Raw genomic sequence first — 16,086 nt, 5'->3', positions numbered from 1 at the left:
CATGGCCGCGGCCGGACTCTCGACCAGCGCCGACGCGGCGGGACTCGCCTCGTTCATCGACGCCTCCCCGTCGCCGTTCCACGTGTGCGCCACGGTGGCCGCGCAGCTGTCCGACGCCGGTTTCACCGAGCTGGCCGAGACGCAGGAGTGGCCGGCCGCCGGGGGCGCGTACTTCGTCCGGCGCGGCGGGTCGATCATCGCGTGGCGCTCCGGTCGCGGCGACCACGCGGTCTTCCGCATCGTCGGCGGCCACACCGACAGCCCGAACCTGCGCGTCAAACAGCAGATCGACCGCACCGCGGCCGGTCTGGCGACCGTGGCGCTCGAGCCCTACGGCGGCGCCTGGCTCAACTCCTGGCTCGACCGCGACCTGGGACTGTCCGGACGGGTGTCGGTGCTGCGCGCGGACGGCCCGGTCGAGGAGTTGGTCGGATTCGACGAGCCGCTGCTGCGGGTGCCGCAACTGGCCATCCACTTGTCCGAGGACCGCAAGGGGGTCAGCCCCGACCCGCAGCGCCACCTGGACGCGATCTGGTCCACCGACCCCGACGGTCCCGGCCTGAGCGACTTCCTCGCCGATCACCTGGGGGCCCGTCCCGACGACCTGCTCGGCTGGGAGCTGATGGTCCACGACGTGGAGCCCAGCCGCATCGTCGGATCCCGGCGAGACCTGCTCAGCGCCCCGCGCCTGGACAACCAGGCCACCTGTTACGCCGGGCTGCGCGCGCTGCTCGACGCCGGCGAGACGCTGGCTCCGCTTCCGTCGACGCAGGTCCTGGCGCTGTTCGACCACGAGGAGGTCGGCAGCGGGTCGCAGCGCGGCGCGGCGTCGGACTTCCTCGTCTCGGTGTGCGAGCGGATCGTGCTCGCCGCCGGCGGCGACCGCCAGGACTTCCTGCGCACGATGGCCGGCAGCATCTGCGTCTCCGGCGACATGGCCCATGCGACCCACCCGAACCACCCGGAACGCCACGAGCCCGGCCACCTGATCGCCCTCGGCGGCGGCCCGGTCCTCAAGGTGAACCAGAACCTGCGGTACGCCTCGGACGCCGAGGGCGCCGGGGTCTTCGAACAGGCCTGTCGCACCGCCGGGGTGCCGTTGCAGCGGTACGTGCACCGGGCCGACCTGCCGTGCGGCTCGACGATCGGTCCGATCACCGCGACCCGCACCGGCCTGGTCACCGTCGACGTCGGGGCGCCGCAGCTGGCCATGCACAGTGCGCGCGAGGTGATGGCCGTCGCCGATGTGCCGATGTATTCGGCCGCCCTGCAGGCCTTCTACCGGGGCTGACGTACCGAAAGGCGCTCAGCGCAGCAGCGACACCGTCGCGCCCTGGCGCAGGACGATCTGCCCCTCGACGTTCGTGGCGCTGCCGTTGATCGGCAACTCCCACGCGATCTTGCCGCTCTGGCCGTCGAAGGCGGTCAGCTGGTTGTCGTTCCAGACGACGATCGTGTCGCCGAAGGATCCGACGCAGCGCAGCTCGGCGAGGTTCGTGTCGGGCTTGGTGCGGTCCGGCGGGGGGAGGTCCCCGACCTTCGTGCCCTTGCCGTCGAGCCGCAGCACCTGACGGGACTGGTCCTTGCGGGCGAAGGCGACCAACCGGCCACAGGCCATCGGCTTGGCCTTCGACAACTCGTCGTCGTTCACGCCCCAGGCGGCCTGCGCCTTCGCCGGGTCGCGCACCTCGAAGCGCCCGTGCGTCTGGCCGACGGTCGCCGAGCCGATCCCGCCGAGCACGGCCAGGGTCGACGGCCCGGAGAACAGTTCCATCCCGGTGGCGATGTGGGTCGGCTTGGTGAGGAGCTTCCCGTGGTCGAAGCGGTGAAAGTCGATGACCCCGTCGCCACCGCCGTGGCTGACCGCCAGGCCGGTCGGGTAGGTGGTGACCGAGCAGGGGCCGCAGCTCAGCTTGGTCTTCCCGGTCAGCGGCTCGATGACGACGTGACTGCCGTCGGTCAGCGCGACGTCGACCAGGTCGACCTCCGGGATGTACGTGGGGGTCGCGGCGGCCGCGAAGGTGCGGCTCCAGCGCTCGATGCCGTCCGGGGTGCTCGAGGTGAGCTGGTAGCCGACCTGGTTGACCCGGATGAAGTTCTTGCCCACGCCGATGACGCGGCCGGTGTCCTCCAACGGCTGGGCGGGGCCGAGCGCGCCGGAACCGGATTCGACCTTGTAGAAGCCGTCGGGGGCGTCGCCGAGCTTGATGGCGCAGCCCACCTCGCCGTGCGCGTTGAAGGCGCAACCGCCGAGCCCGGCGACCACCGGCTTCTCCCAGCGCGACGTCCCGTCGAACCGGTTCACCGCGAGATAGGCCTTGCCGATGCCCGACGGGTAGGACAGCAGCCAGGTCTCGCCGTGGGTGTCGGCGACGGTGACCGGTCCGCCGCTCTGGCTGAAGCCGGGCAGGTTGTCGACCCCCCGGGTCCACACGGTCTGCGGCTGCGTCGGGTAGGCGCGCAACTGGCCGAAGCCGTAGCGGCCGCCCTGCGGGGCGTCGGAGTTGACGGCCAGGACGACGCCGACCGACGCGATCAGGGCGGCGATCGCCGCCAGCACGACGGTGCCCATTCCAAACGGGAAACGGCTGCGGAGCCCGGAGAACATGCGTAACAGTCAACCACGGCCGGGGTTTGCGACCGCCCGATCCCGGTGTTCGCTGTTGGCGTAGTCGACGGCGCACACGGGGGAATGTCGGGGCCGGATCGGGCGTTGACTGCGGTAAGCGCCCGCGAATGGACAGCGGCGCCGACCGGCGAAGACGATCGGTCGGCCCTCCGGCCGCGGAACGATTGCGGGTGCGGGTCCAAACACCACTAGAGTGGAAGCAAGCAGGCAGATCACCCGTGCAGCGGGGCGCGGCGCCGATCGGCCTAGTGGAGCCACGTAAGGGAGAACAATGTTCGAACGGTTCACCGACCGCGCACGCCGGGTTGTCGTCCTGGCGCAAGAAGAGGCGCGGATGCTCAACCACAACTACATCGGGACCGAGCACATCCTGCTCGGCCTGATCCACGAGGGCGAGGGCGTGGCCGCCAAGGCGCTGGAATCCCTCGGCATCTCGCTGGAGGCCGTGCGCACGCAGGTCGAGGAGATCATCGGCCAGGGCCAGCAGGCCCCCGCCGGGCACATCCCGTTCACGCCGCGCGCCAAGAAGGTGCTGGAGCTCTCGCTGCGCGAGGCGCTGCAGCTCGGCCACAACTACATCGGGACCGAGCACATCCTGCTCGGCCTCATCCGCGAGGGCGAGGGCGTGGCCGCCCAGGTGCTGGTCAAGCTCGGCGCCGACCTGAACAAGGTCCGCCAGCAGGTCATCCAGCTGCTGTCGGGCTACCAGGGCAAGGAGCCGCAGGAGGCGGGCACCGGCGGTCGCAGCAGCGAATCCGGCACCCCGTCGACGTCGCTGGTCCTCGACCAGTTCGGCCGCAACCTGACCGCCGCCGCCGGGGAGGGCAAGCTCGACCCGGTCATCGGCCGCGAGAAGGAGATCGAGCGGGTCATGCAGGTCCTGAGCCGCCGCACCAAGAACAACCCGGTGCTGATCGGCGAGCCCGGCGTCGGCAAGACCGCCGTCGTCGAGGGACTGGCGCAGGCCATCGTCAACGGCGACGTCCCCGAGACGCTCAAGGACAAGCAGCTGTACACCCTCGACCTCGGGTCGCTGGTGGCCGGCAGCCGCTACCGCGGTGACTTCGAGGAGCGCCTGAAGAAGGTCCTCAAGGAGATCAACACCCGCGGCGACATCATCCTGTTCATCGACGAGCTGCACACGCTCGTCGGGGCCGGTGCCGCCGAGGGCGCGATCGACGCCGCGTCGATCCTGAAACCGAAGCTGGCCCGCGGCGAGCTGCAGACCATCGGCGCCACCACGCTCGACGAGTACCGCAAGTACATCGAGAAGGACGCCGCCCTGGAGCGCCGCTTCCAGCCGGTCCAGGTGGGCGAGCCGTCGGTCGAGCACACCATCGAGATCCTCAAGGGGCTGCGCGACCGCTACGAGGCGCACCACCGGGTGTCCATCACCGACGGTGCGCTGGCGGCGGCCGCGTCGCTGGCCGACCGGTACATCAACGACCGGTTCCTGCCGGACAAGGCGATCGACCTCATCGACGAGGCGGGCGCGCGCATGCGCATCCGTCGGATGACGGCGCCGCCGGACCTGCGCGAGTTCGACGAGAAGATCGCCGACGCGCGCAAGGAGAAGGAATCGGCGATCGACGCCCAGGACTTCGAGAAGGCCGCGAACCTGCGCGACAAGGAGAAGCAGCTGGTCGCCCAGCGCGCCGAGCGCGAGAAGCAGTGGCGCAGCGGCGACATGGACGTCGTGGCCGAGGTCGACGACGAGCAGATCGCCGAGGTCCTCGGCAATTGGACCGGCATCCCGGTCTTCAAGCTGACCGAGGAGGAGACCACGCGTCTGCTCCGCATGGAGGATGAGCTGCACAAGCGGATCATCGGCCAGGAGGACGCCGTCAAGGCGGTCTCGAAGGCCATCCGCCGTACTCGCGCCGGTCTGAAGGACCCCAAGCGCCCGTCCGGCTCGTTCATCTTCGCCGGCCCGTCCGGCGTCGGCAAGACCGAGCTGTCCAAGGCGCTGGCGAACTTCCTGTTCGGCGAGGACGACGCGCTCATCCAGATCGACATGGGCGAGTTCCACGACCGGTTCACCGCGTCGCGGCTCTTCGGTGCCCCTCCCGGCTACGTCGGCTACGAAGAGGGCGGCCAGCTCACCGAGAAGGTGCGCCGCAAGCCGTTCTCGGTCGTGCTCTTCGACGAGATCGAGAAGGCCCACCCGGAGATCTACAACTCGCTGCTGCAGGTCCTCGAGGACGGTCGTCTCACCGACGGTCAGGGTCGCACGGTCGACTTCAAGAACACCGTGCTGATCTTCACCTCGAACCTGGGCACGTCCGACATCTCGAAGGCCGTCGGCATGGGCTTCTCCAAGTCCAACGACGACGACTCGCAGTACGAGCGGATGAAGCAGAAGGTCAACGACGAGCTGAAGAAGCACTTCCGCCCGGAGTTCCTGAACCGCATCGACGACGTCATCGTGTTCCACCAGCTGACGAGCGAGCAGATCATCGAGATGGTCGATCTGATGATCGGCCGCGTCGAGACGCAGCTCAAGGCCAAGGACATCGAGCTGGAGCTCACCGACAAGGCCAAGCAGCTGCTGGCCAAGCGCGGCTTCGACCCGGTGCTGGGCGCGCGACCGCTGCGTCGCACGATCCAGCGCGAGATCGAGGACCAGCTGTCGGAGAAGATCCTCTTCGACGAGGTCAAGCCCGGCCAGATCGTCGTCGTGGACGTCGAGGGCTGGGACGGTGAGGGCGACGGCGACGGTGCCAAGTTCACCTTCACCGGCTCGGAGAAGCCGCGCGAGGTGCCCGATGCCCCGGCCGAGCTGACCGAGGTGGGCGACGCCAAGGGCGAGGCGGGCTGACCCGCTCGAGCTGAACGCAAACGACAGGGCCGCCGGGAAACCGGCGGCCCTGTCGTCGTTCGTGCGGCTCGGTAAGCCGACCGGGGTGCCGCTGCGCCACCTCGCGTGGTGCACCGGGCATCCCGCGCCCGCCCCGGCACAGGTCTCACACGCATCGTCGCCGGCCGCGCCGGTGCCGGTGCAATCCGGGCAGACGGTCAGCGTGCGATCGCACTTGCCGCAGGCGTGCGCGCCGTCGAGCAGCGACGCATCGGGCGCGATGACGGACTCCGGCCGCTCGAGCGCGTCCTGCTCGACGAGGGCCCGCTGGGCGCGTGCCCGCGCCAGTGCCGCGCGGGCGGACTCCAGGGTGATGTCGCGCGGGTGCAACCCCTCTCGCGTGAACCCTTCGACGGCCTCGGGGGTGTAGTAGAACCGATACGGCAGCACCAGGTCGCTGACGATGGTGGCCGCGTGCAGTGCGCGGCACAGCCAGCGGTACTGTCGCTCGTCCTTCGCCGACCAGCGCGCCTTGCCGAGTTCGCGCAGGTGCGGGCCCATCGAGCCGAGGGTGGCCAGGCGGGCGTACCAGCCGGCGACCGGGATCATCGGCCGGATCAGGTAGCGCGCGACCAGCGGATTCATTCCTTTGACGTTCTCGATGTCCGTGACGACCTTCGGGTTGCCGAAGGAACGCTCGGACAGTCGCACGCTGGTCTCCGACATCCCGTTCGCGACGAGTTCGTGGTTGACCACGTGGTCCAGATACTCTTCGAACTCCTCGTAGGTCTGCGGCTGGGCCGAGTCGTCGACGCCGTACATCGAGAACCACTCTTTGGACTCCTCGAAGATCTGCGCCCGCTCGGCCCGGGTGAGGCGCTTGCGCAGCACGCCGAGCTCGGAGGCGCGGTAAATCGCCTCGAAGAAGGTGACGTGCGCCCAGTAGTAGGTCTGCGCGTTGATCGCGTGGTACGTGCCGCCGTCGGGCATGTCGCCCTTGATCGACTTGTGGAAGTTGCGCACCTGCAGCGCGGACTTGCGCGCCGCGACGGGGTCGCGGTAGATCACCGACTGGATCGGTTTGGCCGAGCGGCGGACCCGCTCGAGGAAGGTCCCCTGCCCGCTGAACAGCACCGAGTGGTCCGAGACGCCCTGCCCGAGCTGCGGATACATGTTCTCGATGACCGCGGTGCGCAGACCCAGTGCCAGCTGCACGCGCAGGTCGCCGACGTACTTCCACAGCAGCGAGTCCGGCGGCACCGGGTACTGGCGCAGGTCCTTGCGGGCGAGGCTGTCATCGCTGGACCGGTCGGGGACGGGCTCGCCCTTGCGGTACCAGTTCTTGCCGACGTACACCTTGTCCGGATCGTCGACGGCGGTTTCGTCCGTCAGCGCGCCGAGGGGGCTGGGTCCGGTCATGGGTTCCTCCCGGGGTGGGTGCTAGGTGAAGGAGGGCACGCCGCGGCGGCCGGTGACCGCGCCGGTGGTGCGGAAGGTGCCGGCGATGAGGCCGCGGTCGCCCGGTGCGACGAGGCCGGCCGAGGTCGTGAGTACCAGGCGCCCGCGCCAGGAGCTGCTGATCAGGTGCGGGACGACGCGCCGTGCCAGGCCCGGATGGCGGCCGATGGTGCGCACGATGAAACGTTCGGCCGCGTACGGGTTGTGGTACTCGGCGGTGAGCAGTGCCGGCCAGCGGTGCTGCAGGTCGTCGGGGGACTGGGCGATCGTCGCGATGGCCGCCCGCCCGGTCTCCAGGGCGAAATCGATGCCCTCGCCGGTCAGCGGGTGGATCCCGCCGGCCGCGTCGCCGACGGCGAGCCAATTGGGCCCGGCGACCGGGCCGACCAGGCCGCCGATCGCGAGCGGGGCGGAGGCGAAGTCCTCCGGCTCGCCGAAGTCGAATTCGCGGCGCAGGTGCTCGACGTACCGCTCGTGGAGTTCCCGTGTGGACTTGCGGGGTCCGGACGGCCAGTGCTTGTTCGACAGCATCTCGCCGTAGCCCACGTTTGCCCACCCGTCGCCGATCGGGAAGACCCAGCCGTAGCCCATCGCGTCGTCGGGGGTGGTGGGCGGGAGGATGGCTATCCGCATGTGATCGCCCAGGTCGGGGATGCGCACGTAGCTGCGCGAGGCGACGGCGTACATCTCGTCGCGGTACCACTCGCGCCCGAGCATGGCCCCCACCGGGGACCCGCTGCCGTCGGCGACGATCAGGTGGTCACAGGCGATGTCGTCCTCGCCGTCCGTCGTCCGCACGCGCACCGACGTCACGGTGCCGTCGTCGGCGGTCTGCACCGTGCTCACGCGGCCGGTGATCTCTTGCGCGCCGGCGTCGACGGCCCGTTCGTGCAGTGCCTGGTCCAGTTCGACGCGCTTGACCGCGATGCTGAAGTCGGGGTGGGTGCTCGCCGGCCACGGGATGGGGCACGGGTCGTGCGAACCGATGCTGATCTCGACGCCGGACTGTCGCGCCTGCAAACCGGCCCAGACGCCCAGCCCGAGTTCGCCCAGCGCGGTGATCGCCCGCGGCGTCAGGCCGTCGCCACAGCACTTGTCGCGGGGGAAGTGTGCCTTGTCGACGAGGAGGACGTCGCCCAGACCGGACTCCCGGGCGGTGATGGCCGCAGCCGCCCCCGCCGGTCCCGAGCCCACGACGACAGTGGTTGACATGTTGAGACAATAACATACTATTGGTTCAACATCCCAGGGTCGGACCGGCGCTGTCGGAACCGCGAACCGGGGGCGAAGGAGGTCCGCCGTGCCGTCACCGCTCGACCGGATCCTCGACCTCGGCGGCCGCTACTTCGACGACGGGCTGCCCGACTTCTCGCCGATCGTTCGACGGGTGCGCGAGAAGCCCACGGCGGTCCTCAACCCAATCGACCTGCTGTTCGAGCTCTACCGGCCGTCGTACTTCAAGAAGGCGACGTTCGCCGAGCCGCTGGGCGACCCGGGGTGGTTCGGCCCGGACAGCAAATCCTGGTACGTCCACACTCACACACCGTCGCTGTGGTTGGGCGTGTTTAACACCGCCGTCATCGATATCGTCCACCAGGGCATCCAGGCCGCGGTGTTCGATCACTCCAAGCTCCCCGGTCGCGACGCCGACGGCAACGTCCTGCCGGGCACGTTCTCCACCACCGGGACGTTCGCGCGGGCCGCGCGCACCCACTCCTTCTTCGCCGGCGTCGTCTACGGCCCGACCGAGGCCGCCGAGGCGCTCTCGGAGACCGTGCGGGCGATTCACGGCAAGGTCAAGGGCGTGCGCAGCGACGGTGTCGCTTATGACGCCGACGACCCCGAGTTCTTCCGCTGGACCTACTGCACCGTCGTCGACGGCCTGGCCGCCGCCCATGTCCGCTATCACCCGAAGCCGCTCCAGGGCGCCGACCTGGACGAGTTCTACGCGGAGTACGCGCGGGTCGGCGAAGCGCTGGGTGGCACCGACCTGCCGCGGAGCCGCGCCGAGTGCCTCCACCTGTTGGCGACCCTGCCGTCGATGAACGACGTCGGCCTCAACGACGACAACCGCAAGTACGTCGAGCTGCGGGCGCCGCGGGGCTTCGGCATCGTCGCCGACTTCGCCTATTGGACGCTGATGGACATGATGCCGGCACCGGTGCAGGAGGCCGTCGAGTTCGAGCAGCCGGGCCGGGTCAAGCGCGCGGTGTTCTCCTTCGTCGCGCGCTCCGCGGTGAAGCTCCTGTCGATCGGTGGCGACCTGCGGGAGGTGAGCGAGGCGACGCGTCGGGTGCAGGCACGAGGGGTCCCGGCGCCGCCTTCGCTCACCGACGCCGAACGAGAGGGGAGTCTTGACCGGGTATGACTCCGACTCAGGGGTGGTCGGCGACCAGCGGGGCCAAGTAGCGCTCGCCGAAGCGCCGCGCGGCTGCGGGGTCGTCGAGGCCGACCGTCGACGACGGGGTCTCCACGTGCGAGAGCACCAGGCGGACCATCGTGTCGGACACCATGACCAGGTCGTCGAAGTCGCGGTCGGATCCGCAGCGCTTCAGGACCTTCGCAACGCGAACGGCCATCTCGTCGACCAGGTTGCGGCGCAACTTCACGACGGCGTTGTGGGGGAAGAAGCTCGACCCCTCCAGTGCCAGGGCCCGCAGGAACGGGGAGCCGGTGAACATGCCCATGGCCGCGCAGAATGCTTCGACGACGGCCTGTTCCGGCGTGCAGTCGCGCGTCGCCGCCTCCAACTGTTCGAGCTGGCGGCCGCCGATCTTGCCCAGGACGCCGACGATCAGCGACTCCTTGTTGGGGAACCGTCGGTAGAAGGTGCTGCGGCTGACGCCGGCCTCGCGCGCCATGTCGTCGACCGATGACTTGCGCAGGCCGAAGCGCTCGAACTCGGACTGGGCGGCGGTCAGGATGGCTTCCCGCTGCTCGTCGGGGCTGGCGGTGGTCCGGAACACCTGTCACCTCCATCGTCGTGCCGACCTGCTCAAGCGCACTGCTTGAGATATAGAAACATCCTCGGTTCAAAGTATCAATACAGGATATCCGTCGCCCCGGCGACGCGCGCAGACCACTCGAATGGGTCGGCGGCGCGGGCCCGGCGATCGTCTGCCCATCACAAAGTGGTTGCGAAGCGCTAACGACGGCTGGCCCGAGTGGAACCGGACATATAAGGCCCCTACCCTCAAGGGTGTTACTGGAGTGACCAATGTGATTTGAGGGGTTTGTCATGGCGATGCGGAAGGGAACGGGCCGTCGGCTGCTGTCGAAGCCCGCGATCGGCGCCGCAGGTCTCGCCGCGGCGGGTATCGGGCTGGCCGTCGCGATCCCGAACGTCGTGACCCCGAGCCTGGTCGCCAAGGCCACCAAGCAGTCGACGATCGAGGCGGTCCTGCCCGCGGAGGGGCGCAAGGTCACCGTCGTCGTCAATTCGGCGTCGATGGACCGCCAGATCCCGGTCACGGTCCTCAAGCCGCGCGACGCGAGCAAGCCGCGCCCGGTGTTGTACCTGCTCAACGGCGCCGGCGGCGGCGAGGACTCGGCGACCTGGGCGGCCAAGACCGACTACGAGCAGTTCTTCTCCGACAAGGACGTCTACGTCGCCACGCCCATCGGCGGCGCCTTCTCGTATTACACCGACTGGCAGCGCGACGACCCCGTCCTCGGGCGCAACAAGTGGCAGACCTTCCTCACCAAGGAACTGCCGCCGTTGCTGAACAAGCAGTTCACGACGTCGGGGAACAACGCCCTCGCCGGCATCTCGATGGCCGGCACCTCGGTGCTCAACCTCGCGATCGCCTCCCCGCGGCTGTACAAGTCCGTCGCCGCCTACAGTGGCTGCGCGCGGACCTCGGACCCGCTCGGCCAGGCCTACATCCGCATGGTCGTCTCCGACCGCGGCCGCGGTGACGTCACCAACATGTGGGGCCCGATCGGCGGACCGGGCTGGATGGCGAACGACCCGTACCAGAACGCTCCGCGCCTGCGCGGGATCAAGGTCTACATGACTTCGGGCACCGGCCTGCCCGGTCCCAACGACACGATGGGCGCCAAGCTGGTCAACAACGACCCGATCGCACTGGCGAACCAGGTCGTCGTCGGCGGGCTGATCGAGAGCGCCGTCAACCTGTGCACCCAGCAGATGGCCCAACGTCTGCGCCAGCTGCGGATCCCGGCCACGGTCATCACTCGACCCAGCGGAACCCATTCGTGGGGCTACTGGCAGGACGACCTCAAGCGCACCTGGCCGATGATCGCCCGCGACATCGGCGTGAGTCCTGGTCCGGTGGCCGGTCCGGTGAAGCCGGGGCCCAGGCCCGCGCCGAAGGGCAGGTCTGTGCCGAATGCCAAGCCTGCGCCGAATGCCAAGCCGGGTCCGGGGCCGAAGGCCAAGCCCGCGCCGAATGCCAAGCCCGCGCCGAAGGCGCCGGCTCCGCGCTAGCTCGCGCGGCGGCCCTTGAGGAGCAGGCGGACGGTCAGTTCCATCCGGTTGGTGACGTCGGTGGCCGATGCGCGGCGGGTCAGCCACTGCACCAGGTTCGACATCCACACGTCCGCGATGACGCGCGCGATGGCGAAGTCCTCGTCGTCCGGCTCGCGCTCGACGCCGACGATCGCGCCCGCGAGCAGGCGGTCGATGGTGTTGGCGACGTTGTCGACCTCGGCCGTCGCCGACGCGTCGGCGAACATGAACGCGCGGGTCATCGCCTCGGTGAGCAGCGGGTCGCGCTGCATGGCGAAAGTGATCATGTCCAGCACGGTGCGCAGCCGTTCCACGCCGGTGGCGCCGACGAGCTGGGAGCGGTCGACGCGGGACTCGACGCGCTCGAGTTCGCGCGCCAGCGCGGTCACCAGAAGGTGGACCTTCGACGGGAAGTAGCGGTAGAGCGTGCCCACGGCGACGTCGGCCTTCTCGGCGACGGTGCGCATCTGCACCGCGTCGTAGCCGCCCTTGGAGGCCAGGGCCAGGGTCGCGTCGAGGATGCGCCGGCGTCGTTCGCGCTGGGCGGTCGACCCGCCGGTCGCTCCTGAGGCCGTGGGGGACTCTTCGACGGCGGGCGCGTCCTCACGCTCGTCGGCGTCAGCCTTTGCCGTTGCTGTTCGCGCCATCGTCTCGTCGGTCCTTTCGCTTGCGGCTATCAGTGAATGAGGGCCACATGGCATATTAGAACAGGTTCTAGTTAGTCGTTTCAATAAGACATGCAGGGGAATTCCGTGACAATTGCCACGTCAGCCGAGCAAATCGCGGTCTGTAAGGCCATCGCCGACTGGGCCGCGGCGCGTGAGACGACGGCGATCGCGCGGGCCGAATTGGACGATTCCGCCGATGCGTGGCGGGGCCTGTGGCCCGAGTTGGCCGAACTCGGCGTCTTCGCCGCGTCGGCCGATGAGAACAGCGGCGGTCTCGGGGCCCCCTTCGCCGACGCCGCCGCAATGGTGGCCGAGTGCGGCCGCAGCCTGGTCCCCGGCCCGATCGCGCCCACCGTGGCCGCCGGTATCGCCGCGTCCCGCGCGGCCGATGAGCGCGCGGGGGAGGTCGCCGAGAAGATCCTCGCCGGCGACCTGCCCGTCGTCGTCCCCGCCGACCACTACCGGGTCTCCCGAGAGGTCGAACCGGCCAATGTCGCGGGCAAGATCGAACTGGGTCCGGTGGCCGGCTGGGTGCCCGAGGCGGCGTTGCTGGTCAACCTCGTCCTGCCCGGCAAGGGGATCCGCTGGTACCTGTTGCCGCCCGATTCCGGTGCGACGGTGGACGCGCAGGAGTGCGACGGCGTCGACGGCACGATGTCGACCTCGCGGCTCACCCTGACCGGCCTGGACCCCGAGCGACTGATCGAGCTGCCCCGCGAGGTGCAGACCGGGACGATCCTGCGCGCCGCCAACACGGCCTACCAGTCCGGCGTCGCCAAATGGTGCCTGGACACCGCCGTCGACTACGCGAAGGTCCGTACCCAGTTCGACGCCCCGATCGGTTCCTTCCAGGCGATCAAGCACATCCTCGCCGACATGCTCTGCCGCAGCGAGCAGCTGTCCGCGGCGGCGTGGGACCAGGCCGGTGCCGTCGACGACCTGCTCGCCGGGGGTGGCGACGGCCTCGACCTGGGCGTGCAGGCCGGCCTGGCGACCCTGGTGGGCAACACCCTGGTCGCCGAGCTGCCGTTGGCCAACGCCAAGGACTGCGTGCAGGTCCTCGGCGGGATCGGCTTCACCTTCGAGCACGACGCCCACCTGTACCTGCGCTCGGCGCTGGCCGTGCGCGCCGCCCTCGGCGACGGTGCCGCGGATCGCGCCGAACTCGGCCAGACGGCCATCAACGGCGAGCGGCGCCGATTCTCCATCGACCTGTCCGAGGTCGAGGACCGGCGTGCCGACGTGCGGGAGACCGTGCGGAAGATCGCCGCGGTGCCCGAGGCCGAGCGCCGCGGCGAGTTGGTGCGCACCGGTTACCTGGCGCCGCACTGGCCGCAGCCGCACGGTTTGGGGGCCAGCCCGGCGCTGCAGCTGCTGATCGACGCCGAGCTCGACGCCGCCGACGTGCACCGCCCCGACCTGGTCATCGCCGGGTGGGCGATCCCGACGATCCTCGAGCACGGCACCGACGCCCAGCGGGAGCGCTTCGTCGCGCCGACGCTGGCCGGCGACATCATCTGGTGCCAGCTGTTCTCCGAGCCGGAGGCCGGCTCGGACCTTGCCTCACTGCGCACCAAGGCCGTCCGCGGCACCGGTCCCGACGGGGAACCCGGTTGGCGCCTGACCGGCCAGAAGATCTGGACGTCGCAGGCGCACAACGCGCAGTGGGCGGTCTGCCTCGCGCGCACCGATTCGGAGGCGCCCAAGCACAAGGGCATCACCTACTTCCTGGTCGACATGGCGTCGGCGGGCATCGACATCCGCCCGCTGCGCGAGCTCACCGGCCGCGCGATGTTCAACGAGGTCTTCCTCGACGACGTCTTCGTGCCCGACGACCTGGTGGTGGGCGAGGTCAACAACGGCTGGCGGTTGGCCCGCACCACCTTGGCCAACGAGCGCGTCGCCATGGGCGGGTCGAGCCTGGGCAAGGAGATGGACTCGTTGCTGCGCCAGATCGGCGAGTTGAAGCGCCCGCTGACCGGCGGGGAGCTGGCCGAGCTGGGCGGCCTGGTCGCCGAAGCGCACAACGGCCGCACCATCGACGCCCGCTCGGTCTCGCAGCGGCTGGCGGGTCATGATCCTGGCGCCGCCTCGAGCGTGCGCAAGCTGATCGGCGTCGTGCACCGCCAAGGGGTGCCGGACTTCGCGCTGCGCCTGCTCGGCGTCGACGGTGCCCTCGCGTCGGATGCGTCCGAACTGTTCCTGCTCAACCGATGCCTGTCGATCGCCGGTGGTACGACACAGATCCTCAAGACCGCCGCGGCCGAGCGGATCCTGGGCATGCCTCGATAGGGAATCAAGTCATAGGGCTTGACATCACATTATCAAGTAATCAGACTTGATTACTGATGATCAAGTACTAGGACTTGAGAGGTGATCACGTGTTCGTGCTGACCGCCGATCAGCGGGGCAGTCGCGCCGACGCCGACCGCGTGCCCGAGCTGCTGCACCGCTACCGCGACCTGCCCGCCGTACGCGGCTTCGAGCGCACGGCCGGCGACGAGGTCGAGGCCGTCTTCGACGACGCGGACGTGGTGCGCGCCGTGGTCGTCGATCTCGTCGCCTCCGGCCACTGGTCGGTCGGTGTGGGGGTCGACGAGGTGGAGCAACCCCTGCCCGCGCAGACCCGGGCCGGTCGTGGCCACGCCTTCGAGGCGGCCCGCTCGGCCGTCGAATCGGCCAAGGGGCGACGGGTGCCGTTGCGCGTCGTCGGCCCGTCGCCGTGGTGCCGACACGCGCAGACGGCGGCCTGTCTGCTGATCGACCTGGTCGCCGGGCACAGTGACGCGGGCCGCGAGGCGGTCGCCCTCGTCGCCGCCGGCGAGTCGCAGGCGAAGGCGGCCGAGCGACTCGGGATCAGTCCGCAGGCCATGTCGCTGCGGCTGCGGGCCGCCCGCTGGGATCTGCAGCCCGACAGTCAGAGTCTCGTGACAGAGTTGCTCCGACGATGCGAGGAGGACCGATGATCGCCACCGCGATCCTGGCCGCGGCGGTGCTGTTCGGACTGGCCGGCGTGCCCGTCCGTGCGCGCCTGGTCGGCGATCCGGCGCGCAGCGACACCGATCTGCGCCGCTTCGACGCCGCGATGGCCGTCGCCTTGGCCGCCCTGTTGGCCGGCGCCGCGATCGCCGCCGCGTCCTCGACCGCGCTCACCGGATCGCGTCTGGCCGCGGCCCACGTGGTCGCCGTGACGGCGGCCGTGGCCACCGGTGGCTACTTCGTGCGTGCGGTCCTCGCGACCGGCGGGATCCCGACGCGCAGCGAGAACTTCGACGACCCCGACGGTGAACCGCCCTTGCGCGGCGGTCGGGTCATCGGCGTGCTGGAACGCACGGCGATCGCGGTCAGCCTGCTGGCCGGGTGGCCCGCCGGCATCGCGGTGATCCTCGGTGTCAAGGGTCTGGCCCGCTTCCCGCAACTGCGCGAACACCACGCCAGCGAACAGTTCATCATCGGCACCTTCGCCTCGGTGCTGTGGGCGTGCGCGGCTGCGGGCGTCGGGCATCTGGTCGGGGTGTGAGTCCTACCCGCTGAAGCCGGTCGCCCACGGCAGGGACATCGACAGGACCGCCACCGGTCGGTCGCGGTGCAAGTAGACCGTGCCGCTCCACCCGTACTTGGTGCCGAGGGTGTCGTCGTTGTGGAGATACTGCCCGTCCGGCAGGGCCGATCGCAGCGCCGGCGCCACGTCCGGGAACTCCGGTGCCGGCGTGGTGCCGGCCGACGGGGGAGTGGCGTTGGCGAACCGTGCTCGCAGCGAGTCGGCCGTGGCGGGCTGGAGTTCGACGATCGCATCGAGGCGCGTCGACGGCGGGCTGGGCAGATCGATCCGTGCCGTCGAGGCGATGCCGAACGACCCCTTCGTCCACGACGTCGAGACCGGCGCACCCAACTCGGGGAAGTGCTTGGCGACCGGCGCGACGTCGTGCTGGACCGGCCCCCACGTCGTGGTCGGCGTCGGGGGCGCCGTGGGCTGGCGCGTGGGCACGCACGCGGTCAGGCCGACGGCGAGGAGCGCTCCGGCCAGCAGGGCGGGGAATCTCATGGCTCGCATGCGACCAGC

At 70.0% G+C, this 16,086-nt stretch carries 12 protein-coding genes and 1 pseudogene; 7 read left to right on the top strand and 6 right to left on the bottom strand.

Annotation, left to right across the window (positions count from 1 at the left end):
* Position 1: 1 nt before the first annotated feature.
* The gene (locus QM634_RS09470; protein WP_415042527.1) at positions 2-1,291 is read left to right on the top strand and encodes a M18 family aminopeptidase; all 1,290 of its coding nucleotides are present in this window, start codon (positions 2-4) and stop codon (positions 1,289-1,291) included.
* Positions 1,292-1,306: 15 nt separating this feature from the next.
* Here QM634_RS09470 and QM634_RS09465 read toward each other — a convergent pair whose 3' ends face one another.
* Entirely contained in the window at positions 1,307-2,608 is a 1,302-nt protein-coding gene (locus tag QM634_RS09465; RefSeq protein ID WP_415042526.1) for a hypothetical protein, read from the bottom strand.
* A gap of 292 nt (positions 2,609-2,900) precedes the next feature.
* On the opposite strand from QM634_RS09465, the gene QM634_RS09460 reads away from it, so the two are divergent.
* Positions 2,901-5,447, top strand: coding sequence for an ATP-dependent Clp protease ATP-binding subunit (locus QM634_RS09460; protein ID WP_415042525.1), 2,547 nt, complete (start codon positions 2,901-2,903; stop codon positions 5,445-5,447).
* A gap of 465 nt (positions 5,448-5,912) precedes the next feature.
* On the opposite strand, the pseudogene QM634_RS09455 reads toward QM634_RS09460, so the two are convergent.
* Together QM634_RS09455 and QM634_RS09450 are read right to left on the bottom strand one after the other, a co-directional pair.
* Positions 5,913-6,845: pseudogene (locus QM634_RS09455) on the bottom strand (oxygenase MpaB family protein); the annotation flags it as partial.
* 21 nt (positions 6,846-6,866) lie between these two features.
* Positions 6,867-8,096 carry a geranylgeranyl reductase family protein gene (locus QM634_RS09450; RefSeq protein ID WP_415042524.1) on the bottom strand — a complete coding sequence of 410 codons (1,230 nt, stop codon included), beginning with the start codon at positions 8,094-8,096 and terminating at the stop codon, positions 6,867-6,869.
* Positions 8,097-8,184: 88 nt separating this feature from the next.
* Between QM634_RS09450 and QM634_RS09445 the strand changes: the two genes are divergently transcribed.
* The gene (locus tag QM634_RS09445) at positions 8,185-9,252 is read left to right on the top strand and encodes an oxygenase MpaB family protein (RefSeq protein WP_415042523.1); all 1,068 of its coding nucleotides are present in this window, start codon (positions 8,185-8,187) and stop codon (positions 9,250-9,252) included.
* A gap of 7 nt (positions 9,253-9,259) precedes the next feature.
* Here the strand turns inward: QM634_RS09445 and QM634_RS09440 are convergent, their stop codons facing one another.
* Complete coding sequence (locus QM634_RS09440; protein ID WP_415042522.1) at positions 9,260-9,850, bottom strand: TetR/AcrR family transcriptional regulator; 591 nt, start codon at positions 9,848-9,850, stop codon at positions 9,260-9,262.
* 272 nt (positions 9,851-10,122) lie between these two features.
* Between QM634_RS09440 and QM634_RS09435 the strand changes: the two genes are divergently transcribed.
* Complete coding sequence (locus tag QM634_RS09435) at positions 10,123-11,334, top strand: alpha/beta hydrolase (RefSeq protein ID WP_415042521.1); 1,212 nt, start codon at positions 10,123-10,125, stop codon at positions 11,332-11,334.
* Here the strand turns inward: QM634_RS09435 and kstR are convergent.
* Positions 11,331-12,002 carry a cholesterol catabolism transcriptional regulator KstR gene (gene kstR, locus QM634_RS09430; protein WP_415042520.1) on the bottom strand — a complete coding sequence of 224 codons (672 nt, stop codon included), beginning with the start codon at positions 12,000-12,002 and terminating at the stop codon, positions 11,331-11,333. The genes QM634_RS09435 and kstR overlap by 4 nt on opposite strands.
* Before the next feature lie 105 nt (positions 12,003-12,107).
* On the opposite strand from kstR, the gene QM634_RS09425 reads away from it, so the two are divergent.
* From QM634_RS09425 to QM634_RS09415, 3 genes are all read left to right on the top strand, one after another.
* A complete protein-coding gene (locus QM634_RS09425) occupies positions 12,108-14,315 on the top strand; it encodes an acyl-CoA dehydrogenase family protein (protein ID WP_415042519.1) in 2,208 nt (735 codons plus the stop codon).
* 89 nt (positions 14,316-14,404) lie between these two features.
* On the top strand, positions 14,405-14,989 hold the full coding sequence (locus QM634_RS09420) for a hypothetical protein (RefSeq protein ID WP_415042518.1): 585 nt from the start codon (positions 14,405-14,407) through the stop codon (positions 14,987-14,989).
* Positions 14,986-15,543, top strand: a complete 558-nt coding sequence (locus QM634_RS09415; protein ID WP_415042517.1) for a hypothetical protein — start codon at positions 14,986-14,988, stop codon at positions 15,541-15,543. Before QM634_RS09420 ends, QM634_RS09415 begins: the two co-directional genes overlap by 4 nt.
* A gap of 3 nt (positions 15,544-15,546) precedes the next feature.
* Here QM634_RS09415 and QM634_RS09410 read toward each other — a convergent pair whose 3' ends face one another.
* Entirely contained in the window at positions 15,547-16,077 is a 531-nt protein-coding gene (locus tag QM634_RS09410; RefSeq protein WP_415042516.1) for a hypothetical protein, read from the bottom strand.
* Between the last annotated feature and the right edge of the window lie 9 nt (positions 16,078-16,086).

The organism is Gordonia sp. (in: high G+C Gram-positive bacteria) (assembly GCF_047606305.1).
Lineage (GTDB): Bacteria > Actinomycetota > Actinomycetes > Mycobacteriales > Mycobacteriaceae > Gordonia.
Note: the sequence above shows the minus strand (reverse complement) of the source record. Positions and strands in the feature narration are given on the sequence as shown.